The organism is Rhizobium sp. CC1099 (genome assembly GCF_029714385.1).
Classification (GTDB): domain Bacteria; phylum Pseudomonadota; class Alphaproteobacteria; order Rhizobiales; family Rhizobiaceae; genus Rhizobium.
This window is the reverse complement of sequence record NZ_CP121642.1, coordinates 1,379,287-1,399,594: the sequence shown is the minus strand read 5'-3', so window position 1 is coordinate 1,399,594 and position 20,308 is coordinate 1,379,287. Positions and strand designations below refer to the sequence as shown.

Below are 20,308 nucleotides of genomic sequence, written 5' to 3'. Positions count from 1 at the left end.
GTCACGGGGCCTGTGCCCGCTGCTGCTGCACCCGGAAAATGCCGGCCATGGCAATCGCCAGCAATAGCGCGGCAGTGGCGATAAGCAACAAGCCGCCGGCGGAGCGATAGACGAGGACGCCCAGGATCCCGCCGAACAGGAACGCAAGGATGGTTTGGACATGTAAAAGGAGCTTGGCGCGGTCATACTGCGCCTCGCTGGGTCGCTCCCGTCCACGTAGGATGTCAAACGCCATCCCAAGTTCGATGCCGACATCGGTCGCCATTCCCGATATATGGGTGGTCCTTACGCGAGCGTTGGAAATACGGGTGACGACTGCGTTTTGAAGGCCCATGAGAAAGGCAAGGCCGATCACGAGAACCGGTGCCCGCCATTCTCCAAGCAGCCAAAGGTCGGCACAGCCGAGTATCGCAAGCAATATCCCCTCGGTCAGGATGCTGTAGGCGTAGATGGCATGTATGTTGCGTCTGCGGCCGGCATTGATGAGCAGCGTCGAGACGGTGGCGCCCAGGATGAAGGTGACGATGATCGCAAGGTAGAACAGGGCGGAAATCCACGCGCCGACGGCAATGTGGTCGGAAAATGTGGAGATGTTTCCGGTCATGTTCGCCGAAAAGAAGCCGACCGCGTAAAAGGCGGCCGCGTTGAGCGCGCCGGCGATCGCCGCCAGACAAGAGGCGAGCTTCCTGTCAATCTGTTCGTTGCGTTCGTGCCCCTGGCGGATCAGCATGGTCTGTCTTCAACGTGGCGGGATCGGGTCAATGCTAGGAAGAAAAGGTCAATGCCGTGAAAATTCGATGCGGTCGGGCGTTTTTGACGGTCGCCGAGAGCAGAGGATTCTGTGCAATCCATCCATTTTTCAGTTCTATCGCCTGAAATCTGAACGTCAACACGGTCGACACTTCAGATGCGTTTCGACTTTTCGGCGGGCGCATTTGGCTCTCCACGCCGGATATTGCCGGTTTCATCCCTGCGTGAGTTCTTCATTTCATCCTGCCGGCGTAAAATAGAACATCAATTCTATGGATTAAAACATGAAAACCATATCCTTCGGCCATGTTCCATCCGAGGGAAATAGACATGAGCTTCACAAATTTGGGCGCAGCCGCATTGATCGGGGCATTGTCGTTGACGATTTCAGCTTCCGCGGGCATTGCGGAAGATGCGGCCAAGCCGGTTACGGGCGGCACGCTGATCTATCTCGAGCAGCAGGCGCACACCAATCTTTATCCCCCGGCCGGCGGTTTCTATCCGAATGGCGGCGTGCTCAATCAGATTACTGATAAATTGACCTATCAGAATCCGAAGACGCTCGAGATCGAGCCCTGGATCGCGCAGTCCTGGACGGTCAACGAGAATGCGACGGAATATACCTTCAAGTTGCGCGAAGGCGTGACTTTCTCGGACGGGTCGCCGCTCGATGCGAATGCGGTTGCGAAAAACTACGATACGTTCGGTCTCGGCAACAAAGCGTTGAAGCAGCCGGTTTCGGAAGTCATCAACAATTACGACCATTCCGAAGTTATCGACCCGCTCACCGTAAAATTCTACTTCAAAAGGCCATCGCCGGGATTTCTGCAGGGAACGTCGGTTATCGGCTCCGGCCTAGTTTCGCTGACGACGCTGGCTTTGCCGTTCGAACAGCTCGGGGATGCAACCAAGATCATTGGCTCAGGCCCCTTTGTCGTCGAAAGCGAAACGCTCGGCAAGGAACTCTCGCTGAAGGCGCGCCAAGACTACAACTGGGGTCCTGCAAAGTTTAAACATCAGGGCCGCGCCTACGTCGACGGCATCAAATATGTCATCACCGGGGAGGACAGCGTGCGGATCGGCGCGCTGCTTTCCGGCCAGGCGGATTTCATCCGCCAAGTGCAGGCCTATGACGAAGAGCAGGTCGAAAGCCAGGGTTATAAGATCTTCACGCCGCCCACGCGCGGCGTGAACAACAGCGTCGTCTTCCGCCCAGACAACCCGCTCGTTGCCGATCTGCGCGTCCGACGGGCGCTGCTGCATGGCACGAATACGCAGGAGATCGTGTCGACGCTCTTTTCCGTCAACTATCCCCAGGCAAAATCGATCATCGCTTCGACGGCGCAGGGCTATGTCGATCTGTCCTCGAAGCTTGCCTACGACCCTGCCGAAGCCGCAAAGCTGCTCGACGATGCCGGCTGGAAGGCCGGCGCCAATGGCGTGCGTGCGAAAGACGGCCAGCCACTTATCTTGACAGCCTATGAATCGCCGCCGCAGCCCCAGAACAAGGCAACGCTACAGCTTGTCGCGCAGCAATGGGCGAAGCTCGGCGTGACGCTCAATGTTCTTGCAGGCGATGCCGGCAGCAAGACGGTCGATGATCTCGATCCGGAAAAGACGCCCGTTTCGCCGGCGATGGTGGGCCGCGCCGATCCCGACGTCATCAAGAGCCAGTACTATCCGAAGAACCGCGATGTGCTTCGCCAGAAGGGCGGATTGAGCGACAAGGTGAAGTCCTTTGCGGACGGCAGGCTGAACGGCCTGCTTGAGCAGCTTTCGTCAGAACCCGATCGTGCGAAGCGCCTGACGATTGCCGGCGAGGTTCAGAACTACGTGATCGATCAGGCCTATGCCATCCCGATCTTTGAAGAGCCGCAGGCCTTTGCCGGCGCACCTTATGTGCAGGGGGTAGCCTTCGAGGCGGTCGGCCGCCCGAGCTTCTACAGCATCTGGCTTGCTGAACACTAACCGGCCGAAAGCCCGGCAAGAGCCGGGCTCGTTCGCTGAGACGGAGTTTGCCATGGCAAGATATGTTCTTTCACGCACAGGGCAGGCGCTTCTGGTGCTCTGGGCCGCCTTCACGATTTCCTTCGTGCTGCTGCAGGCGATGCCCGGCGACGCGGTGCTGATCAAATTCCAGAACCCGGAATACGGCCTCAGCCCGGAACAGCTGGCCGATATTCGTGCAGCCTACGCAGCAGACGGGTCTCTGGCGTCGCAATATCTCCAAACAATCGGCAACTTCCTGACAGGCAATTTCGGCTATTCGCTGCAGCGCGGTGTCGCCGTCAGCGCGCAGCTTGCGGTCAACCTGCCCTCGACCATCCGGCTTGCAGGGCTCGGCTTTGCCACCGCTTTAACCCTCGCGGTCATTCTTGCGATCTTTTGCAACATTCCGGGCCTCGGCCGGCTTCGTTCGTTCATTCATTCTATCCCTTCGCTGTTCGTCTCCGTGCCCACTTTCTGGCTCGGCATCATGCTGATCCAGATATTCTCGTTCCGGCTGAAACTCGTGCCGGTGATCAATCCCGGGCCATGGGAGGGACTGATCCTTCCCGTCCTGACCGTTGCCGTTCCGATTTCCGCACCGATGGCGCAAATCCTGCTTCGGAACATCGATGAGGTCCTTACGCGTCCCTTCGTGGCTGTTGCGCGCGCCAAGGGCGCATCGCATTCCTGGGTGTTGTGGCGCCATGTCGCAAGGAACGCACTGCTGCCAGTACTGACGGTGGCTGGTGTGCTCTTCGGCGAACTGCTGGCCGGTGCCGTCGTGACCGAAGCCGTCTTCGGCCTCAACGGAATCGGCGGCCTCGCCGAACAGGCAGTGACCTTCCAGGATGTCGCGGTTTTGCAGGCGATCGTCGTCATATCTGCAGCCACCTTCGTCGCCATAAACCTTGCGATCGATCTGCTCTATCCCGTGCTCGATCCGCGACTGAAAACCAAATTGGGGACCGCGCGATGACCCAGCTCGACGGTGCAGAACGGCACCTCAATATCAAAAGTCCGGATCCGGTCGACTGGATCGCGGAAGCACCGGTCGCCGATGAGACGCTGCCGACCGCCGAAGGAAAGAGGCACGGCATCCGCGTCCAGCCCGACTTTGTGCTCGCTGTTGTGATCCTAACCCTTGTCCTTTTATGGGCTGTCGTTCCAGGGCTCTTTACCGCGTATGACCCGATCCAGGGGCAGGCGGGTCAGCAATTGAAACCGCCTGGGACAGCGCATCTGCTCGGTACGGATTCGCTCGGCCGCGATCTTTACGCGCGGCTCGTTCATGGTTCGGTGCATACGCTTTCCGGCGCGCTTGCGGCTGTCGCCATCGGCATTGCCATCGGCACGGCGCTCGGCCTTCTTGCAGGTTCCTTAGGCGGTTTGGTTGACGGGGTCATCATGCGTCTCATGGATGTGCTGCTCTCGATCCCGGCCCTATTGCTGTCGCTCAGTATCATCATCCTTCTCGGATTCGGCACGACAAACGCTGCCATCGCCGTCGGCGTAACGTCGATTGCAAGCTTTGCCCGTATCGTGCGCTCGGAGGTCGTGACGGTGCGCCGCAGCGAATATGTCGAGGCGGCCTTCGGCAGCGGCGCCACGTTCCTGAAAGTGCTGTGGCGGCACGTTCTGCCGAATTCGCTGACATCTGTCATTGCGTTTGCAGCGCTGCAGGTCGGGTCGGCCATCCTGCAACTTTCGACCCTCGGTTTTCTGGGCTACGGCGCGCCACCGCCGACGCCGGAATGGGGCCTGCTGATTGCCGAAGGCCGCAACTATATCGCAACCGCATGGTGGCTGACGGCCGCACCCGGCATCGCCGTGGTGCTCGTCGTTCTCTCGGTTAACCGGGTCAGCCAGGCAATCGGAAAGGTGCAGAGATGACGATCCAACCGGTCAATCGGCCGAACGGCGCGACCCAGCCCGCCGCAGTCCTCGAAGTGTCGGGGCTGACGGTCTCCTACAGCGATCGGAACGGAACGCGTACTGCGGTGCGCGGGATCGATTTTCGCGTTGATCCGGGCGAGGTCGTGGCGCTTGTCGGCGAGTCAGGTTCGGGCAAGAGCTCGACTGCGCAGGCAATCATCGGCCTTCTGCCGGAAAACGGACGCCTCGAGAAAGGCAGTATCCGGCTGAACGGGCAGGAGATTGCCGGCTGGCCTCAGAAGCGGCTCGATGGCATTCGCGGTTCAGTCGTGAGCTTGATACCGCAGGATCCGGGCAACGCGCTCAATCCGGTTAAGACTATCGGCAAACAGGTGGCGGAGATCTTCGCAATCCACGACCAATCTTCCGGACCGGTTGCCTATGCTCAGGCAATCGAACTGCTTGGGCGCGTCGGCCTCTATCAGCCGACGTTGCGTGCCCAGCAGTATCCGCACGAGCTGTCCGGCGGCATGAAGCAGCGCGTGCTGATTGCGATTGCAATTGCACTGAGACCCTCGCTGATTATTGCCGACGAGCCGACGAGCGCGCTCGATGTGACGGTCCAGAAGCACATTCTCGACCTCATCGACGCGCTGCGCCGCGAATGTGGGACAGCGCTCCTATTGGTGACGCACGATCTTGGAGTTGCCGCCGACCGGGCCGACAAGCTGGTGGTGCTGCAACATGGCCGCATTCAGGAACAAGGCCGTATCGGCGATATCCTGAGGGCGCCGCAAAGTGCATATACGCGACAGCTTCTTGCCAACGCGCCGTCTCTCAATGCCGGTCGACGCCGCGTGCCGGCTGCTGCAGGAGCGCCGGCCACAGAGCCGGACGATATCATCGTTGTCGAAAATCTAATCCAGGATTTCGGCCTCGGCGGACAGAAAGGCCACTTTCGCGCAGTCGACGACATCTCGTTTCGGGTCCGGCGCGGCACGACTCATGCGCTTGTCGGTGAATCGGGATCCGGCAAGACAACGACAATCCGTACTGTGGCGGCCTTCCAGAAACCGACGGCGGGGAACGTGTTCGTCGATGGTCTAGACCTGGCTCGTCTGGGCGGTGAAACGCTGAGGCTCTTTCGCAAGAAGATCCAGCTCGTCTATCAGAATCCCTTTGGCTCACTCGATCCGCGCCAGACCATTGCACGGATTGTCGAGGAGCCACTTTTGAACTTTGATCCGATCTCACGCGCCGAACGGGCTGAAAGGGTCGCAAGCACACTCGAAAGGGTGGGGTTGACGCTCGATATGCTGCAGCGCAGGCCGCATGCGCTTTCCGGCGGACAGCGTCAGCGCGTTGCGATTGCCCGTGCGCTGGTCCTTGGTCCGCAGGTCCTCGTTCTCGACGAGGCGGTCTCAGCGCTCGACGTTACCGTGCAGGCGCAGATCCTGGCATTGCTCGACAAACTGCAGCGCGAGCTCGGGCTCACCTATCTTTTCGTCTCCCACGATCTCGCCGTGGTCAGCCAGATCGCCGACACGGTCTCGGTGCTGAAAGAAGGCAAGCTCGTCGACAGTGGGCCGGTGGAGGGTGTCTTCGGCGATCCGCAGCATGCCTACACGCGTGAGTTGATCGCTGCCATTCCCGGCAAGAAGTATCCGCCGATCCCGAGGCGGCCGTCGTTGACCAATGCAGGAACGAATCCATGAGATATCCAGTCCAGCCGAAGCGTCTCGGCTTTTTCAGTCGGGTACTCGACCAGGCCGATCCGGCAACCCGCTACCGGCTGGTTGTCGAGCAGGTCATCCATGCGGAAAAGTTCGGATTTAACAGCGCCTGGATTGCCCAACACCACTTCAATGGCGAAGAAGGGGGACTTCCTTCACCCCTTATCCTTCTTGCCGAACTTGCGGCGCGAACATCGCGCATCCGGCTCGGAACAGGCGTGATCACGCTTCCGATGGAGAATGCGGTTCGTGTTGCGGAGGACACGGCGGTTCTCGATATCCTTTCGAATGGCCGCCTTGAAATCGGTTTCGGCACGGGCGGCACGCCTGCAGCCTTCCTGCCGTTCGGCCTGCAAAGTGCCGATCGCGGCCAGGTCTTTGCTAAGAGCCTTGCGATGGTGCGCGGCGCCTGGGCCGGCCGCGAGCTGGAAGGCGGCAACCGCCTCTATCCAGATGCGCCGCACTTGCTTGATCATGTCTGGCAGGCGACGTTTTCCGTCGACGGCGGCGAGCGTGCTGGCCGTGATGGTGATGGTCTGATGCTTTCGCGGACGCAGCCGCGTCCGCTTGAAGCCCCGTCTGCGGCGCTTTGGGAATTGCAAAATCCGATCATTGATACCTATCTCGGAGCGTTGGCCGACCGCCGCGCGCCGCGCATTCTCGGTTCCCGCAGCCTCTTTGTCGCCGATGACCGGAAGGAGGCGCTGCATTTTGCCGAACTCGGGCTTAAGCGCAGCGTCGAGCGCTTTGTCGCAAGCGGTCATAAGATTACCGGCACGACGACAGAAGACCTCATCAAGGCATTCGATGTGCATGTCGGAACGCCGGACGACGTGATTGCGTCGCTTAAGGCCGATACTGCGCTGTCGCGAGTGACCGATCTCGTCTTCCAGGTGCATTCGGTTGATCCGCCGCAAGAGCATATCCTGCGCTCGCTGGAATTGACGGCAACCATCGTGGCGCCCGCGCTTGGCTGGACGGGCCAGGCTCTGCTTCATCACGAGCGGCGGCTCGCAGCCAACGCCTGATTTTCGGCTCTCCAAGAAAGGGTAACGACCATGACCTCTTCGACACCTGACGTTATCGATCTTTTAGCCGGCATCCGCGCCGGATCCTTCGTCGATCGCATTCGTGCGGAACGGCCTGAAACACGCTCAAATGCGCAGAAGAGCTATCTGGCACTTTTCGAGCCGGTACAGGAAGGAGGCATCTTGCGGATGGAGCGGCTTGCCGTTGCGGCCTTCGTTGCGGGATTGCACGATGCAAGCGCGGCAGCAGAATTCTATACGGCCGGCATCATCGAGACGACGGGCGGCGCTTCTCTTGCCGCAGCCGTCAGAGCAGAGGTCGAGAAGGGGCGCACGCATGGCCCCTACGGCAAGTATCGTGCGGCACCCCTATCGGTTGGAGACAAGTCGGGCCTGGTCTTTGAGGTATCCGATTTTGGACGCGTCGCTCTCGGAGTTAAGCTTTCGGCGGCGCTTGAACATAGCCATCTGCTGGTGTTCCGGCCGCGAGAGGCGTCTCCGGCTGCCTTGCAAAAATTGCTGGATGCCGGATGGAGCACGACGGCGATCGTGACGCTTTCGCAGATCGTTTCCTTCCTTGCATTCCAGATCCGCGTGGTCACGGGGCTTGCGGCGCTATCCAAGGCGGGCGAGGGAACACTTGCTTCGGCAGCAGCCGAATAAGGAGACGATTACATGACCGAGATTGCAATCCATCCTGAGCTCGAGCACCGCCCGAGCGCCTTCACACAGGCCGAGATTGGCTGGACACCCTGGCTGGCACCGCTCGTAGAAGAGGAACTGACAGACCGGCATTGGGCCGGGCTCGTTGATCCATCGCGCGCCAAGTCGGCTTACTTCATGCTGCTTGTACGCGATCCGGAGATCCTAGAGGCTCGCACGAAGACCGACAAGGACATCTTCTACAATACGGCGGCCGGTCTGCCGCGCGCCGATAGGGAGCTGTCTGCGACGGCCGCGTCGCGGCTGAACGGCTGCATTTTCTGCGCCTCGGTCCATTCCCGTTTTGCCTCTCATTATTCCAAGCGCACCAGCGATGTTCAGCGCCTGCTCGACGAAGGAACGGATACCGACCTCGGCAGCCGCAGGTGGAATGCAATCGTCGAGGCTTCGGTCGCTTTGACGGCGACACCATCCGCCTTCAATGAAGAAGAGATCGCCCGGTTGCGGTCCGAAGGTCTGAACGATCTGGAAATTGCCGACGTCATCCATGGTGCCGCTTTCTTCAACTGGGCCAACCGACTGATGCTCTCGCTGGGCGAGCCGACACCTGCGGCTGAAGCCTGATGGCGCCGAATTTTATCTCGATAGAGAGAAGATTTTAATCCGCCAGCCGCTTTCCATCTGCATCGAAGAAGCGGCGCTTGGTCATCTCGCTTGCAAGATGGACGGTGTCGCCGGCCTCGATTGTGAGCGAAGACCTGTGTTCAGCGGTAACGGTTTGGCCATCATCGAGTTGGCAGTAGAGGTACTGAGTTCCGCCCAGGTACTCAAAAAAATCAACGCGCGCTCTAAGCGTCTGCGCCGCAGCTTCAGCGACCATGAAGTGCTCCGGGCGAACGCCGAATGTAAGCCTTTCGCCCGCCGAAAGCTTTCCAGATGCAATCGGCGCCGGGATGACGGTCCCGGCGATGCTGATTGTGCCGTCGCCTGACCATGTCGCTTGCAGTAAATTCATCCGCGGTGAGCCGATGAAACCCGCTACGAAGACATTGGCCGGGTTCTCATAGACTTCACGCGGCGTTCCGGCTTGTTCGATACGCCCATCGCGCAGAACGACGATTTTGTCCGCAAGCGTCATCGCCTCGGTCTGGTCATGCGTCACATAGATCATCGTGTTGCCGAGTTCGCGATGCAGCCGAGCAATCTCGATGCGCATCGAGACCCGCAATTCGGCATCGAGATTGGATAGCGGCTCGTCGAACAAGAACACGTCCGGCTTGCGCACGATTGCCCGGCCGATCGCTACGCGCTGGCGCTGACCGCCGGAGAGTTGTCCGGGCCTGCGGTCGAGCAGGTGCTCGATCTTCAAGATCGCGGACGCGGCCTTCACACGTGCTTCGATCTCTGCTGCCGCCGTTCTCGCCATCTTCAGTCCGAAGGCGAGGTTTTCGCGCACGCTCATGTGTGGGTAAAGCGCATAGGACTGAAACACCATGGCAATGCCGCGCTCGGAAGGATCGAGATCGGTGACGTTGCGTCCCTTGATCTCGATCTCGCCGTCGGTGACCTCTTCCAATCCGGCAATCATGCGAAGCAGCGTCGACTTTCCGCAGCCGGACGGTCCCACGAAGACAACAAAGGAGCCTTCGGCAATTTCGAGGTCGATGCCATGAATGACATCGAGGCTGGCGAAACTCTTGCGGACGCCCGCCAGCACGACGCCAGTGTCAGCCAGTTTACTCACCGCGTGCTTCACCTGCTCTTACCCAGACAAGCATCTCACCTGGCGCTCGATTGTCCCAGAATGGATAGGGCACGAAGCGCGCAGTCGTTTCGCGTGCATGCGGCGGCGACGCCCTGTAAAGGGCGCTGCCCCAATCGGCCTCATCGCGCCTTGCGGGCAAATCCAGAGCGACGGCACCACGAAGCTCGGCGACTTCGGAAGTTGTCGCTTTCGAAACGTCGCCATTGAGCCGGATTCCATTCAAGCCGGTGCCGTTGTCGGTTGCCTCGACGCAGTAGACCAGAGGGCCGCGCATCAAAGCGGTGCGGCCGGCATCCTGGCGCACCAGCGGATTGGCAAAGAGCGAGCGCGCCGCAAGGGGAATGTCGAGATCGACGTGATCGCCGCTTTTCCATTCCCGCTCGATGCGGGCATAGCCGTCGAGCGCCACGGATGAAAGCTCAAGCGCCTCGCCATTCACCTTGATCGCGACGCCGTTTGCCCATTCGGGGATACGAAGCGACACTGCGAAACGCGCCGGCCTTTCCGTTACGATGTCGAAACATATGGCGCCATCCCAAGGATAGCGCGTCTCCTGCGCGAGCGTGATCTTGGAGCCATCAATTTCAAAATGGGCCTTGCTTTCTCCGTAGAGATGTACGGCGATCTCGTCGTCGGCAACGGCATACATATACGACCCGATGGAGGAAAGCAGGCGGGCAATGTTCGGCGGACAGCACGGGCAATGATGCCAGATCCAGCGATGATGCTTACCGGCACTTTCAAGTGGGTTTTCATAAAAGAACGTGCGGCCGTCGAGCGAAATACCGGCCATTGCGCCATTGTAAAGCGCCTGTTCCATGATGTCGGCATAGCGGCGGTTCGGGCCGCGGCCGAGCATGCGGCTTGCCCAGAAGACAAGGCCGACCGAAGCACATGTTTCCGCATAGGCGCTTTCGTTCGGCAAGTCGTAGTAGTCGGTGAAGCCCTCATTTGCCGCGGCCGGGCCAATGCCGCCTGTAATATACATCTGCTTGGTGGTAAGGTCGTCCCAGAGTATTTCGAGCGCTGCAGTCAGCGTGTCGTCGTTATATTCCGTCGCGATATCGGCCATGCCGGAATAAAGATACATCGCACGCACCGCATGGCCGACCACCTTCTTCTGCTCGCGCACCGGTTGATGCGCCTGATTGTATTCGTAAGTCTTCTGGATGAAATTTGCCGGATCGCGCCCATCGCGGGTCGCCTCTTCGGTGAAGAAATGCGGCTCTGTGCCACGCTCGTCTATGAAATACTTGGCAAGATCCAGATACTTCTTCTCGCCGGTCACCCGAGCGAGTTTCACGAGCGCGAGCTCGATCTCCTCATGGCCGCAATAGCCCGGTATCTGGCCCTCGCCATGGCCGAAGACCTTGATCATATAATCGGCATACCGGCACATGATGTCGAGCAGCTTTCGCTTGCCCGTCGCCTGATAATAGGCAACGGCGCCCTCGATCAGATGTCCGGCACAATAAAGCTCGTGGTGATCGCGCAGATTGGTCCAGCGGCGACCGGGCTGAACGCGTTGGAACCAGGCATTCAGGTAACCGTCCGTGCCCTGCAGTTTCTCGTACATGTCGATGATTTCGTCGACGCGCGCCTCAAGTTGGGGATTGGGGCGCCGGTAGAGCGAATAGGCGACCGTCTCGATCGACTTTCCAAGGTCGCTGTCCCAGAACATCTGCGTCGTACCGCCCCAGGGCTGAATTGGAATGACGACACCGGGGCCTGGCTGGCTGGTATCGATCGCGCGCAGCATGCCCGCCTCCACGCAGCGGTCGAGAAGTGTCTCAGCCGTGGACTCGCAGATGGCATCCTGACGGTCACCGAAGATCCCGTAAAGCTCGACGCTTGGAACGGGCAGGGGGCGGAACTGGCGGTCTCGTTTTGGCTTGTTCATGGCTTCATCCGTTGTAGCTGGTTCATTTTACCGCGCCGGCCATCAGCCCGCGCATGTAGTAGCGTTGCAAAAGCAGGAAGACGATGAGGCAGGGGATCGTCATGACGACGACGCCCGCCTGCACAGCACCCCAGTTGATGGCGCCAAGGCGGCCGGCGCGCACCGCCGTCATGAGAACCGGCAGGGTGTATTTCTCGTTGCTGGAGAGCAGCACAAGTGCTGCCAGGAACTCATTCCAGGCATTCAGGAACGCAAAGATCGCGACGGTGGCGACACCCGGCAAGACGAGGGGCAATAGCACGCGCCCGAGGAGTTTTAAATCACGGGCGCCGTCGATGCGCGCAGCCTCCTCGATTTCCTTCGGCACGGCGTCGAAAGCATTTCGCATCATGAAGACGGAAAAGGGTAGCTGAAGCGTCACATAGACGAGCGTCAGCCCGAGCAGCGAATTGTTGAGACCGAGCTTTGCAAGGATGATGAAAAGCGGCGTCAGGATCGACTGGAACGGGATCATCAGTGTCGTGATGATCAGCACGAAGAGCACGTTCTTCAGAGGAAAGCGGTAGCGCGAAAATCCGTAGCCCGCTAGCAGGCTGACTGCAACCGTGAGCACCACGGTGGCAAGGGAAACAAGCAGAGAATTGATCATATGCCGCCAGATGCCGGCGCCGAAGGTATCCAGCAATCTGTAGGAATCGAAGCTTATTCCCGCGGTCGGCCATGGTGGCAGGGGCGGCAGGCTCGCTTCGGTTCCATGCCGGAACGAGGCAAGCAGCGTGACGTGGAAAGGCGCCAGAAAGAAGATTGCGATGGCGATCCCGGTCAGGTGATAGGCCGATTTCTGGCGCAAGCGCTTTCGTGCACGTTTTTCCTTCGCGGAAATCATGGGTGATCCCCTCCGACACGGAGCAGCCAGAGCTGCACGATGCTGATAGCCACCAGGATCGCGAGCAGCGCGATCGAGAGCGCTGCGCCATAGCCGAGATTGAAGGACACGAAGGACTGATTGAAGATGTAGTAGACGACCGAGATCATCTTGTTCTGCGGTCCGCCGGCCGTCATGATGTAGAACTGGTCAAAGGCGAGGATCGATCCGGTGACGGAGACGATCAGTGCCAGTGCGATCGTCTTGCGCATCAGCGGCAGTGTCAGGTGCACGAAGCGTTGCCAACGCCCGGCGCCATCGATGCGGGCCGCCTCGGTGAGTTCGGCGGGAATAGCCTGAAGTCCGGTCAGGAGGATGATCATGGTGAAGCCTGCGATCTTCCAGACGACCATCACGACAATCGTCAGAAACGCCGTGTCGAAAGTCGCAAGCAGGTTGGGGCTCTTTGCCACGAGGCCGAGGCCTTTCAAGGCGGGACCGATGAAACCGCTGTCGACATTGGCGAGCCAAACCCAAAGCAGCGAGGCCGTCGCAAGGCCGACGACCACAGGCAGGAAGATGACCGTGCGGTAGGCGCTGACAAACTGCCGCTCTTTCTCGACGAAGATCGCGAGCGGAAAGGCCACCGAAAAGATCGCGATCGTGACGATCACGGTATAATAGGCCGTAAAATTCAGCGCTGTTATGAAGCGACCGTCGTTATACATGCGAAAATAGTTGTTGAATCCGATCCAGCGAGAAGCGCCCATCAGCGGCCAGTTGTGAAGGCTCATCCATCCGGTGAAAAGCACCGGCATGATGAAGAAGACGATAACGAGCGCCATGGCCGGCGCGATATAGGCAAGGCCGCGCCATTGCGATCTCCGACGCCTGCGCGCGGAAGATTGGCGCGGTAAGCCTGAACCTGTCATCGAGAACGCTCCGCATCTGTCGTTGAGGTTGGCCGGGAAGCTGCCACCGCCTCCCGGCCCGCGGCCGGGAGAGGATTATTGGCCGCTGTCTATGATCGATTGCATTTCCGACTGGGCGCTTGAAAAGGCGCCGTCGACATCGTCGCCGAAGATCGCGGCATTGGTGAAGCTGGCCCATGGGCCGTTGGCGCTGTTGATCAGATCGTTGAACTGCAGCGTATAGGGTGTCTTGGCAACGCCAATGGCCTTGAGGCCGACCTGCATGCGCGGATCGAGGCCTTCCAGGACCTTGTCGGCGATATCGCCTCGCGTCGGCAGGCTGCCGTATTTCGCCATGACCTTCTGGCCATCCACTGAGTAGACGTATTCGAGGAATTCCTTCACGGCGTCGATCTTCTTCGTGCCCTTGGTGATGACGAAATTATCGCCGCCGGCGAAGGAGGACGGCTTTCCGTCGACGCCGGGAATGAGCGTTACCCCGAAGTTGATGTCCGGATGTTCGGTCACCAGCGTGCCGATGGCAAAGGCGCCGAGGCTCTGCTGACCGATTTTGCCATTGGTGAAGGTGAGGAAGTTCGCGCCGTTGTCGCTTGCAGCTCCCGCCGGCACGAGGTCCTTCTTGACCATGTTGCGATAGATATCGACGGCCTTGCGCATTTGCGGGGTATCAAGCGTTGCTGCCTTGCTGTCGGCAGACAGGATATCGGCGCCGGCACCCCACACGAGCGGCGTGAAGGTGAATATCATGCAGCCACCGCAGCCGCCGCCGGAGAAATAAAATCCGTAGGTGTCTTCACCGAGCGCGCGGATCTTTTCCGCGTTGGCGGTAATCTCGTCCCATGTTGCCGGTGCCTTTTCCGGGTCGAGACCGGCCTTCTTGTAGAGATCCTTGTTCCACGCGAAGACCGATGTCTCGACGGAGAGCGGCAGGCCGTAAATGCGGTCCTGATAGGTTCCGAGGCGAACGTGTGACGGCGACAGCGAATTGAAGTAAGGCAGAGATTTTGCCCAGTCCGTCAGGTCCTCCAACTGGCCGGCCGCAGCAAAGGCCGGGTTATAGATAAGATCCATCGAAAGGGCGTCGGGGGCCCGTCCGCCGGCAATCGCGGTTGCATATTTCTGCACCAGTTCGGAAAATGGCACCTCGGTTGCGACGACCTGGTTTTCGTGGTTGGCGTTATAGGCTTCGACGACCTTCTTGAAGGCGTCGCCGATCCCCGAGCGGACCCACATTTCAACTTTTTCGGCGGCCGATGCTCCGGATACCAGGCATAGGGTAGCGATGCTGGTCGCTGCTATTAGGCGCTTGATCATGACATTCCTCCCAATATGGCGCGTCTCCTCGCGCCGCTTCTCATTCTTCGCGGGCATCACTCCCGCATGACTGCCGCACGATCAAACGGCACGGCAATTTCCGCACGCCGGGCTCGACGGGTCGGCCTTCGGCGAGGGCAAGCACGGTCAATCCTGCCTGACGCCCGAGCTCCTTCAATTCCATGTCGATCGTCGTCAGCGGCGGCCGCGTCTGTGCGGCGACGATCTCCCAATTGTCAAAGCCGACCACAGAAACGTCCTCCGGTACTTTGACGCCCCGTTCGCGCAGCGCGTCGACGACGCCGCGGGCAATCTGATCGTTGCCGCAGAAGATGCCATCGGGTTTTTCTCCGGCGCGGCTCCATATCTGGTCGACCGCTTCGTGGCCCCAGGCCTCTGCCCACACGCCGTAAAGAACCGGTTCACCGTCACCTGCCAGTTCGCGATAGGCAAAAGCGCGTTCGCGCACCGAAAAGAAGCTTTCAGGACCAGTAATATGGGCGATGCGGAAACGCCCGAGCCCGATCAGCCATTCCACAGCGAGCCTTGCGCCCTGTGCGTCATCCGAGCGGAAGCTGACGCTGCCCGGCATACCTTCCGTAAAGGCATAGACCACGGGTACCGGAAGGCTCGACAAATCGACCGGAAGCTGCCGATCGACCCGTTTTCCCGATGCGATGATGCCATCGACCTGCTTGTCCAGCATCGCATCCACATGAATCTGCCCAAGGGCCGGATCGTCCTCGATCGCACACAGGAAAACCGAAACTCCGTGATCGACAAGCGCTTCCGAAATGCCTGCCATCACCGGAAGGGTGAAGCGGCCATAGGTATCGTTGGTCAAAAGCCCAATAGTGAAGCTGCGCTTGCTCAAGAGGCCACGCGCCAGCGCGTTCGGCCTGAAGCCAATTTCCCGCGCGATGCGCTTGACCCGCTCGCGTGTTTCCTCGCCCATGCGGCCCGTATCGTTCAGCGCCTTCGATGCCGTCGAGATGCTGACCCCGGCCGCAGCGGCAAGATCGTGGATCGTGATGCGGCTCTGCTTTCTTCCTGTGTGGTCCAGTCTCATTCTTCCACCCCATAAGAGAAAACCTTTTCGCAACAAAAATGTCAACTGCGAAAACGTTTTCTCACCTTCTGGGAAACGATCTTAGGCGATTGTGCCGAACGGAAAACTGGTCAGCATCAAAGATCTGATGAGGATCCGGTAAGGCCTACTTGTTCTTTAGCAGCCACATCTTGCCAGCCATCGTGATCCCGTAGACGTCCTTTGAAGCATCATGATCGAGATGGCGCCGTTCCAGAAACCCGGACGCTTTTAATTCGTCCAGCGCCTTGCTGGTTACGGATTTCACTTTCTGCGGCCGTTCTTTCCAACGGTCGGTTTTCGCGTAAGTCACCGTGGCGTTTTGGTGCGTCCACTTCTTCATCGGCTGAGGATAAAGATCGCCGTCCCTTGCGAGTTTCAGTGCTGCGACCTGCGATGGCGTAAGTTCAATCATGGGTTCGATAAGTCCTATGGTGGCGTTCTTTGCCGCGACTTAGCACAGATTCATGGAACCTCCTCAAAAAAGGGGCAAAAAATCAGATCATCGGCAAGCGGCGGACATACAGGGCCGCAAAGAATTTCATCAGCGCGTCGCCGGCAGACCGTCTGTCCCTGACTATTGAACGTTTGTCTTCCCATCTCAACTGCCTGCCCGTTTGCGGGTTTCAAACGGCCATGACAGTCCTGGGCTCCATTCATTTTACTTTTCGCGCTGCGCGATAAGACCGCGAGCCGCCTCTACCATGACCTTCAGATGGTCGGGCCTGCGCACGCCCTGGCGATAGAGTTCGATCGTTATGGCAGCAATCCGCTCCGCTTCTTCGGAATCCTTGGATACTTTGGCTTCCGATCGAACCTCGTCGAATACGCATTGGCACATCTCAAGGTCACGGGTATCGAGCGGCACGTCCGATCTGTTTATGATCGTCTGAACCATCTTGACCTCCATTCCGTACGGCCCACCCGTTGCCGGGCGGGCCGTATGTCAACCTAGAAGTCCATGCCGGCTCCGGGGGGCATGGCAGGGGCGGCGGCTTCCTTCTTGGGTTTTTCCGCCACCATCGCTTCCGTCGTCACCAGCAGGCCGGCAACGGAGGCAGCATCTTGAAGCGCTGTGCGCACGACCTTGACCGGGTCGATCACGCCCATCTGATAGAGATCGCCATATTCATTGGTCTGAGCATTCCAGCCGTAGGAGAATTCGGCTTTTTCACGCAGCTTGCCGACAACGATCGAACCTTCCGCCCCGGCATTCTCGGCGATCTGGCGCGCCGGGGATTCGATTGCGCGCCGGACGATCTCGACGCCGACACGCTGGTCAGAATTGCCCGTGGTGAGGTTGTCGAGCGCCTTGACGGCGCGCAGCAGCGCCACACCGCCGCCTGGCAGGATGCCTTCCTCGACTGCCGCACGGGTCGCATGCAGTGCATCGTCGACGCGGTCCTTCTTTTCCTTCACTTCGACTTCCGTCGAGCCGCCGACGCGGATGACGGCGACACCGCCTGCGAGCTTGGCAAGACGTTCCTGCAGCTTCTCGCGATCGTAGTCGGAGGTGGTTTCTTCGATCTGCGCCCTGATCTGGACAACGCGGCCTTCGATGTCGGACTTGGCGCCGGCGCCGTCGATGATCGTGGTGTTTTCCTTCTCGACAACGATTTTCTTCGCACGGCCGAGCATGTCGAGGGTAACGGACTCGAGCTTGATGCCGAGGTCTTCGGAGATGACCGTACCACCGGTGAGGATCGCGATGTCCTCGAGCATGGCCTTGCGGCGGTCGCCGAAGCCCGGAGCTTTGACGGCAGCAATCTTCAGCCCGCCGCGCAGCTTGTTGACGACGAGCGTGGCAAGTGCTTCGCCTTCGACGTCTTCAGCGATGATGAGCAGCGGCTTGCCCGATTGCACGACGGCTTCGAGAACCGGAAGCATCGACTGCAGGTTCGAGAGCTTCTTCTCGTGGATGAGAACATAGGGATCCTCAAGCTCGACCCGCATCTTGTCCTGATTGGTAACGAAGTACGGCGACAGGTAGCCGCGGTCAAACTGCATGCCTTCGACGACTTCGAGTTCGGTTTCGGCGGTCTTGGCTTCTTCGACGGTGATGACGCCTTCATTGCCGACCTTCTGCATGGCTTCAGCAAGGAAACTGCCGATTTCGACATCCCCGTTGGCGGAGATCGAGCCGACCTGGGCGATTTCGGCATTATTGGAGATCTTGCGAGCGTTGTTCGTCAGTTCCTTGACAACGGCATCGACAGCAAGATCGATACCGCGCTTCAGGTCCATCGGGTTCATGCCGGCAGCAACGGCCTTGGCGCCTTCGCGAACGATCGCCTGGGCAAGAACGGTTGCCGTCGTCGTGCCGTCGCCGGCAACGTCGCTGGTCTTCGACGCGACTTCGCGCAGCATCTGCGCGCCCATGTTTTCGAACTTGTCCTCAAGTTCGATTTCCTTGGCGACCGAAACACCGTCCTTGGTGATGCGCGGCGCGCCGAAGGACTTGTCGATCACGACGTTACGGCCCTTCGGGCCGAGCGTCACCTTCACCGCGTTGGCAAGCACGTCGACCCCGCGCAGCATGCGGTCACGCGCGTCGCTGTGGAATTTGACTTCTTTAGCAGCCATGTCTTCACTCCTCCATTGGGTAGCGTTAGCTGAAAGGCGCCTCAAGCGGCCTTCTTGCCGGCCGCCGGAACCTCGATGATGCCCATTACGTCGCTTTCCTTCATGATCAGCAGGTCTTCGCCGTCAATCTTGATCTCGGTGCCGGACCATTTACCGAACAGGATACGGTCGCCCGCCTTGACGTCGAGCGGCTGGATCTGGCCGGCGTCATTGCGCGCGCCGGGGCCGACGGCGATGACTTCGCCTTCCTGCGGCTTTTCCTTGGCGGTGTCGGGAATGATAATACCGCCTTTGGTCCTTTCTTCGGACTCAACCCGGCGGACGAGAATGCGATCATGAAGCGGTCGGAACGTCATGTCTTCCTCCATGGACGATGATGATCACTTATCACGCTCCCGGACCAGGCGACCAATCCGGGCGGCTACCGAGCCTTGCTGACCGCTCGGCGGAAAAAATCTGCTACCGATTTTTTCGAATTTCAAGAGGGCGACGGCAAAAAATTAGCACTCGTGTCAGGAGAGTGCTAACGCGCGGAACGGAAGCTTCCCCATCAGCGTTTAATCTGTGATGCGGCGCAGGCAGTTCTGCGCAGTGTCAAGTGTATTCCGAAGAGTGACTTGTCGCCTGATACCCGCCAGGGCAAAGGCGAGTGCGCCGGATGATCTGGCGCGTTGAAAACATGGAGGCTTAGATGAGCGTTCGTGATCTTATTCCCTGGGGCCGCAGCAACAGTCCGGTCCCGACAGGCTATGCAGGCAGAGACCAGCACCCGTTCCTTGCGCTTCATCGCGAGATGAACAGGTTGTTCGATGATGTCTTCCGCGGCGTCGAGGGCCATTTTCCGACTGTCGGGTCCGGTTTCATGTTCGAAACGGCCTGGCCGAAGATCGAAGTCGCGGAGACGGACAAGGACATCCGTATCGTCGCCGAAATCCCAGGAATGGACGAGAAGGATATCGAACTTCTGATCGACAATGGCATCCTGACGATCCGCGGTGAAAAGCGGGCCGACAGCGAGGACAAGGACCGGCAATTCTCCGAGCGGTTCTACGGCCGCTTCGAGCGCCGCCTGTCGCTCAATAACGAGGTGCAGGAAGACAAGGTCGACGCTTCGTTCAAAAACGGCGTTTTGACGATCACCCTGCCACGCTCGGAAACGGCGCAATCGACCGCCAAGCGCATTACGATCAACAGCTAGGCCGCCGAACACCGTTGCCAAACCGCATCCGTGGGCCGAGAAACAGGGCGGGACCGCTGGCAGCGACCCCGTTCTCGTCGCCTCGGCCTTTGGCGACAATGGATGCTATATTCGGCTTTGAGCGAGCGCCAGGAGGATATCGTCAGTTGCATCGGCGCCCGCGGTGAATGCTTAAGCCTCACTTCAGCCGTAGTCTGTGGAAAAGCGACGCTGGGAATCGCCGTGCACCGGGGCGTCGCAGGTTGACTTTGCCGATGAATGAGAACATATAGGGAACAAATGTAACGGAGATGCTCATGACGCACGCAGAACTCGTTATACAGAATGCCTTGGCTTTTGTTGCTGCATCCCGCTCGGCGCGCGAGCGCGATCTGGAACGCCGTGAAAAGCTGCTCGAGCGGATCCAGTTGATGAGACCGCCGAACCCCTATCTCGTAAAGACCCGCGGCGGCGAGCAGCTCAAACTTGACCTCGATCACTGAGAGGCGTCTGCCGCTACAGGCCTGGTCCCAGGCTGCTCGACGAAGAAAAGTACCTGGTCAAGGAATTATCCGGCTATGATCGCTATCGCCGGAAGGTGAAGCACCGGCTTGTGCCAGGCATCTGGTAGCTTCGCGAACGAATGCGGG

General features: G+C 59.4%; 20 protein-coding genes and 1 pseudogene. 10 read left to right on the top strand and 11 right to left on the bottom strand.

What is annotated here, in order from left to right; translation table 11 throughout:
- Position 1: 1 nt before the first annotated feature.
- A complete protein-coding gene (locus QA644_RS27845; protein ID WP_283072549.1) occupies positions 2–730 on the bottom strand; it encodes a YoaK family protein in 729 nt (242 codons plus the stop codon).
- 350 nt (positions 731–1,080) lie between these two features.
- Between QA644_RS27845 and QA644_RS27840 the strand changes: the two genes are divergently transcribed.
- From QA644_RS27840 to QA644_RS27810, 7 genes are read left to right on the top strand one after another with little or no spacing between them, the layout of a single operon-like run.
- Positions 1,081–2,718 carry a TIGR04028 family ABC transporter substrate-binding protein gene (locus QA644_RS27840; protein ID WP_283072548.1) on the top strand — a complete coding sequence of 546 codons (1,638 nt, stop codon included), beginning with the start codon at positions 1,081–1,083 and terminating at the stop codon, positions 2,716–2,718.
- 52 nt (positions 2,719–2,770) lie between these two features.
- Entirely contained in the window at positions 2,771–3,715 is a 945-nt protein-coding gene (locus QA644_RS27835; protein ID WP_074072061.1) for an ABC transporter permease, read from the top strand.
- Positions 3,712–4,629 carry an ABC transporter permease gene (locus QA644_RS27830; protein WP_283072547.1) on the top strand — a complete coding sequence of 306 codons (918 nt, stop codon included), beginning with the start codon at positions 3,712–3,714 and terminating at the stop codon, positions 4,627–4,629. Before QA644_RS27835 ends, QA644_RS27830 begins: the two co-directional genes overlap by 4 nt.
- Positions 4,626–6,326 (top strand): ABC transporter ATP-binding protein, encoded by a 1,701-nt coding sequence (locus QA644_RS27825; RefSeq protein ID WP_283072546.1) that lies wholly within the window; start codon positions 4,626–4,628, stop codon positions 6,324–6,326. Before QA644_RS27830 ends, QA644_RS27825 begins: the two co-directional genes overlap by 4 nt.
- A complete protein-coding gene (locus QA644_RS27820; protein WP_283072545.1) occupies positions 6,323–7,372 on the top strand; it encodes a putative FMN-dependent luciferase-like monooxygenase in 1,050 nt (349 codons plus the stop codon). Before QA644_RS27825 ends, QA644_RS27820 begins: the two co-directional genes overlap by 4 nt.
- Before the next feature lie 30 nt (positions 7,373–7,402).
- A complete protein-coding gene (locus tag QA644_RS27815; protein ID WP_074072055.1) occupies positions 7,403–8,035 on the top strand; it encodes a CMD domain protein in 633 nt (210 codons plus the stop codon).
- Between the two features lie 12 nt (positions 8,036–8,047).
- The gene (locus tag QA644_RS27810; RefSeq protein WP_283072544.1) at positions 8,048–8,659 is read left to right on the top strand and encodes an alkylhydroperoxidase domain protein; all 612 of its coding nucleotides are present in this window, start codon (positions 8,048–8,050) and stop codon (positions 8,657–8,659) included.
- A 34-nt stretch (positions 8,660–8,693) separates the two neighbouring features.
- On the opposite strand, the gene ugpC is transcribed toward QA644_RS27810, so the two are convergent.
- From ugpC to groES, 10 genes are all read right to left on the bottom strand, one after another.
- Positions 8,694–9,770, bottom strand: coding sequence for a sn-glycerol-3-phosphate ABC transporter ATP-binding protein UgpC (ugpC, locus tag QA644_RS27805; protein WP_275593320.1), 1,077 nt, complete (start codon positions 9,768–9,770; stop codon positions 8,694–8,696).
- Position 9,771: 1 nt separating this feature from the next.
- The gene (locus tag QA644_RS27800) at positions 9,772–11,700 is read right to left on the bottom strand and encodes a glycoside hydrolase family 127 protein (protein WP_283072543.1); all 1,929 of its coding nucleotides are present in this window, start codon (positions 11,698–11,700) and stop codon (positions 9,772–9,774) included.
- A gap of 22 nt (positions 11,701–11,722) precedes the next feature.
- On the bottom strand, positions 11,723–12,586 hold the full coding sequence (locus QA644_RS27795) for a carbohydrate ABC transporter permease (protein WP_283072542.1): 864 nt from the start codon (positions 12,584–12,586) through the stop codon (positions 11,723–11,725).
- A complete protein-coding gene (locus tag QA644_RS27790) occupies positions 12,583–13,497 on the bottom strand; it encodes a sugar ABC transporter permease (protein ID WP_283072541.1) in 915 nt (304 codons plus the stop codon). The genes QA644_RS27795 and QA644_RS27790 overlap by 4 nt, the downstream gene beginning before the upstream one ends.
- 75 nt (positions 13,498–13,572) lie before the next feature.
- On the bottom strand, positions 13,573–14,811 hold the full coding sequence (locus tag QA644_RS27785) for a sugar ABC transporter substrate-binding protein (protein ID WP_283072540.1): 1,239 nt from the start codon (positions 14,809–14,811) through the stop codon (positions 13,573–13,575).
- A gap of 40 nt (positions 14,812–14,851) precedes the next feature.
- A complete protein-coding gene (locus QA644_RS27780) occupies positions 14,852–15,880 on the bottom strand; it encodes a LacI family DNA-binding transcriptional regulator (protein WP_074072047.1) in 1,029 nt (342 codons plus the stop codon).
- 145 nt (positions 15,881–16,025) lie between these two features.
- The gene (locus tag QA644_RS27775; RefSeq protein ID WP_022716313.1) at positions 16,026–16,313 is read right to left on the bottom strand and encodes a hypothetical protein; all 288 of its coding nucleotides are present in this window, start codon (positions 16,311–16,313) and stop codon (positions 16,026–16,028) included.
- 246 nt (positions 16,314–16,559) lie between these two features.
- Positions 16,560–16,796 (bottom strand): hypothetical protein, encoded by a 237-nt coding sequence (locus QA644_RS27770; RefSeq protein WP_283072539.1) that lies wholly within the window; start codon positions 16,794–16,796, stop codon positions 16,560–16,562.
- Positions 16,797–16,849: 53 nt separating this feature from the next.
- On the bottom strand, positions 16,850–18,481 hold the full coding sequence (groL, locus tag QA644_RS27765) for a chaperonin GroEL (RefSeq protein WP_283072538.1): 1,632 nt from the start codon (positions 18,479–18,481) through the stop codon (positions 16,850–16,852).
- 41 nt (positions 18,482–18,522) lie between these two features.
- On the bottom strand, positions 18,523–18,837 hold the full coding sequence (gene groES, locus QA644_RS27760; RefSeq protein ID WP_074072045.1) for a co-chaperone GroES: 315 nt from the start codon (positions 18,835–18,837) through the stop codon (positions 18,523–18,525).
- 335 nt (positions 18,838–19,172) lie between these two features.
- Here groES and QA644_RS27755 point away from each other — a divergent pair, with 335 nt between their 5' ends.
- The 3 genes and pseudogenes from QA644_RS27755 to QA644_RS27745 form a co-directional block, all read left to right on the top strand.
- Complete coding sequence (locus QA644_RS27755; protein WP_239600549.1) at positions 19,173–19,679, top strand: Hsp20/alpha crystallin family protein; 507 nt, start codon at positions 19,173–19,175, stop codon at positions 19,677–19,679.
- Positions 19,680–19,975: 296 nt separating this feature from the next.
- Positions 19,976–20,161, top strand: a complete 186-nt coding sequence (locus QA644_RS27750) for a hypothetical protein (RefSeq protein WP_349254120.1) — start codon at positions 19,976–19,978, stop codon at positions 20,159–20,161.
- Positions 20,162–20,190: 29 nt separating this feature from the next.
- Positions 20,191–20,289, top strand: a pseudogene (locus QA644_RS27745) (isoprenylcysteine carboxylmethyltransferase family protein); the annotation flags it as partial.
- Positions 20,290–20,308 lie beyond the last annotated feature (19 nt).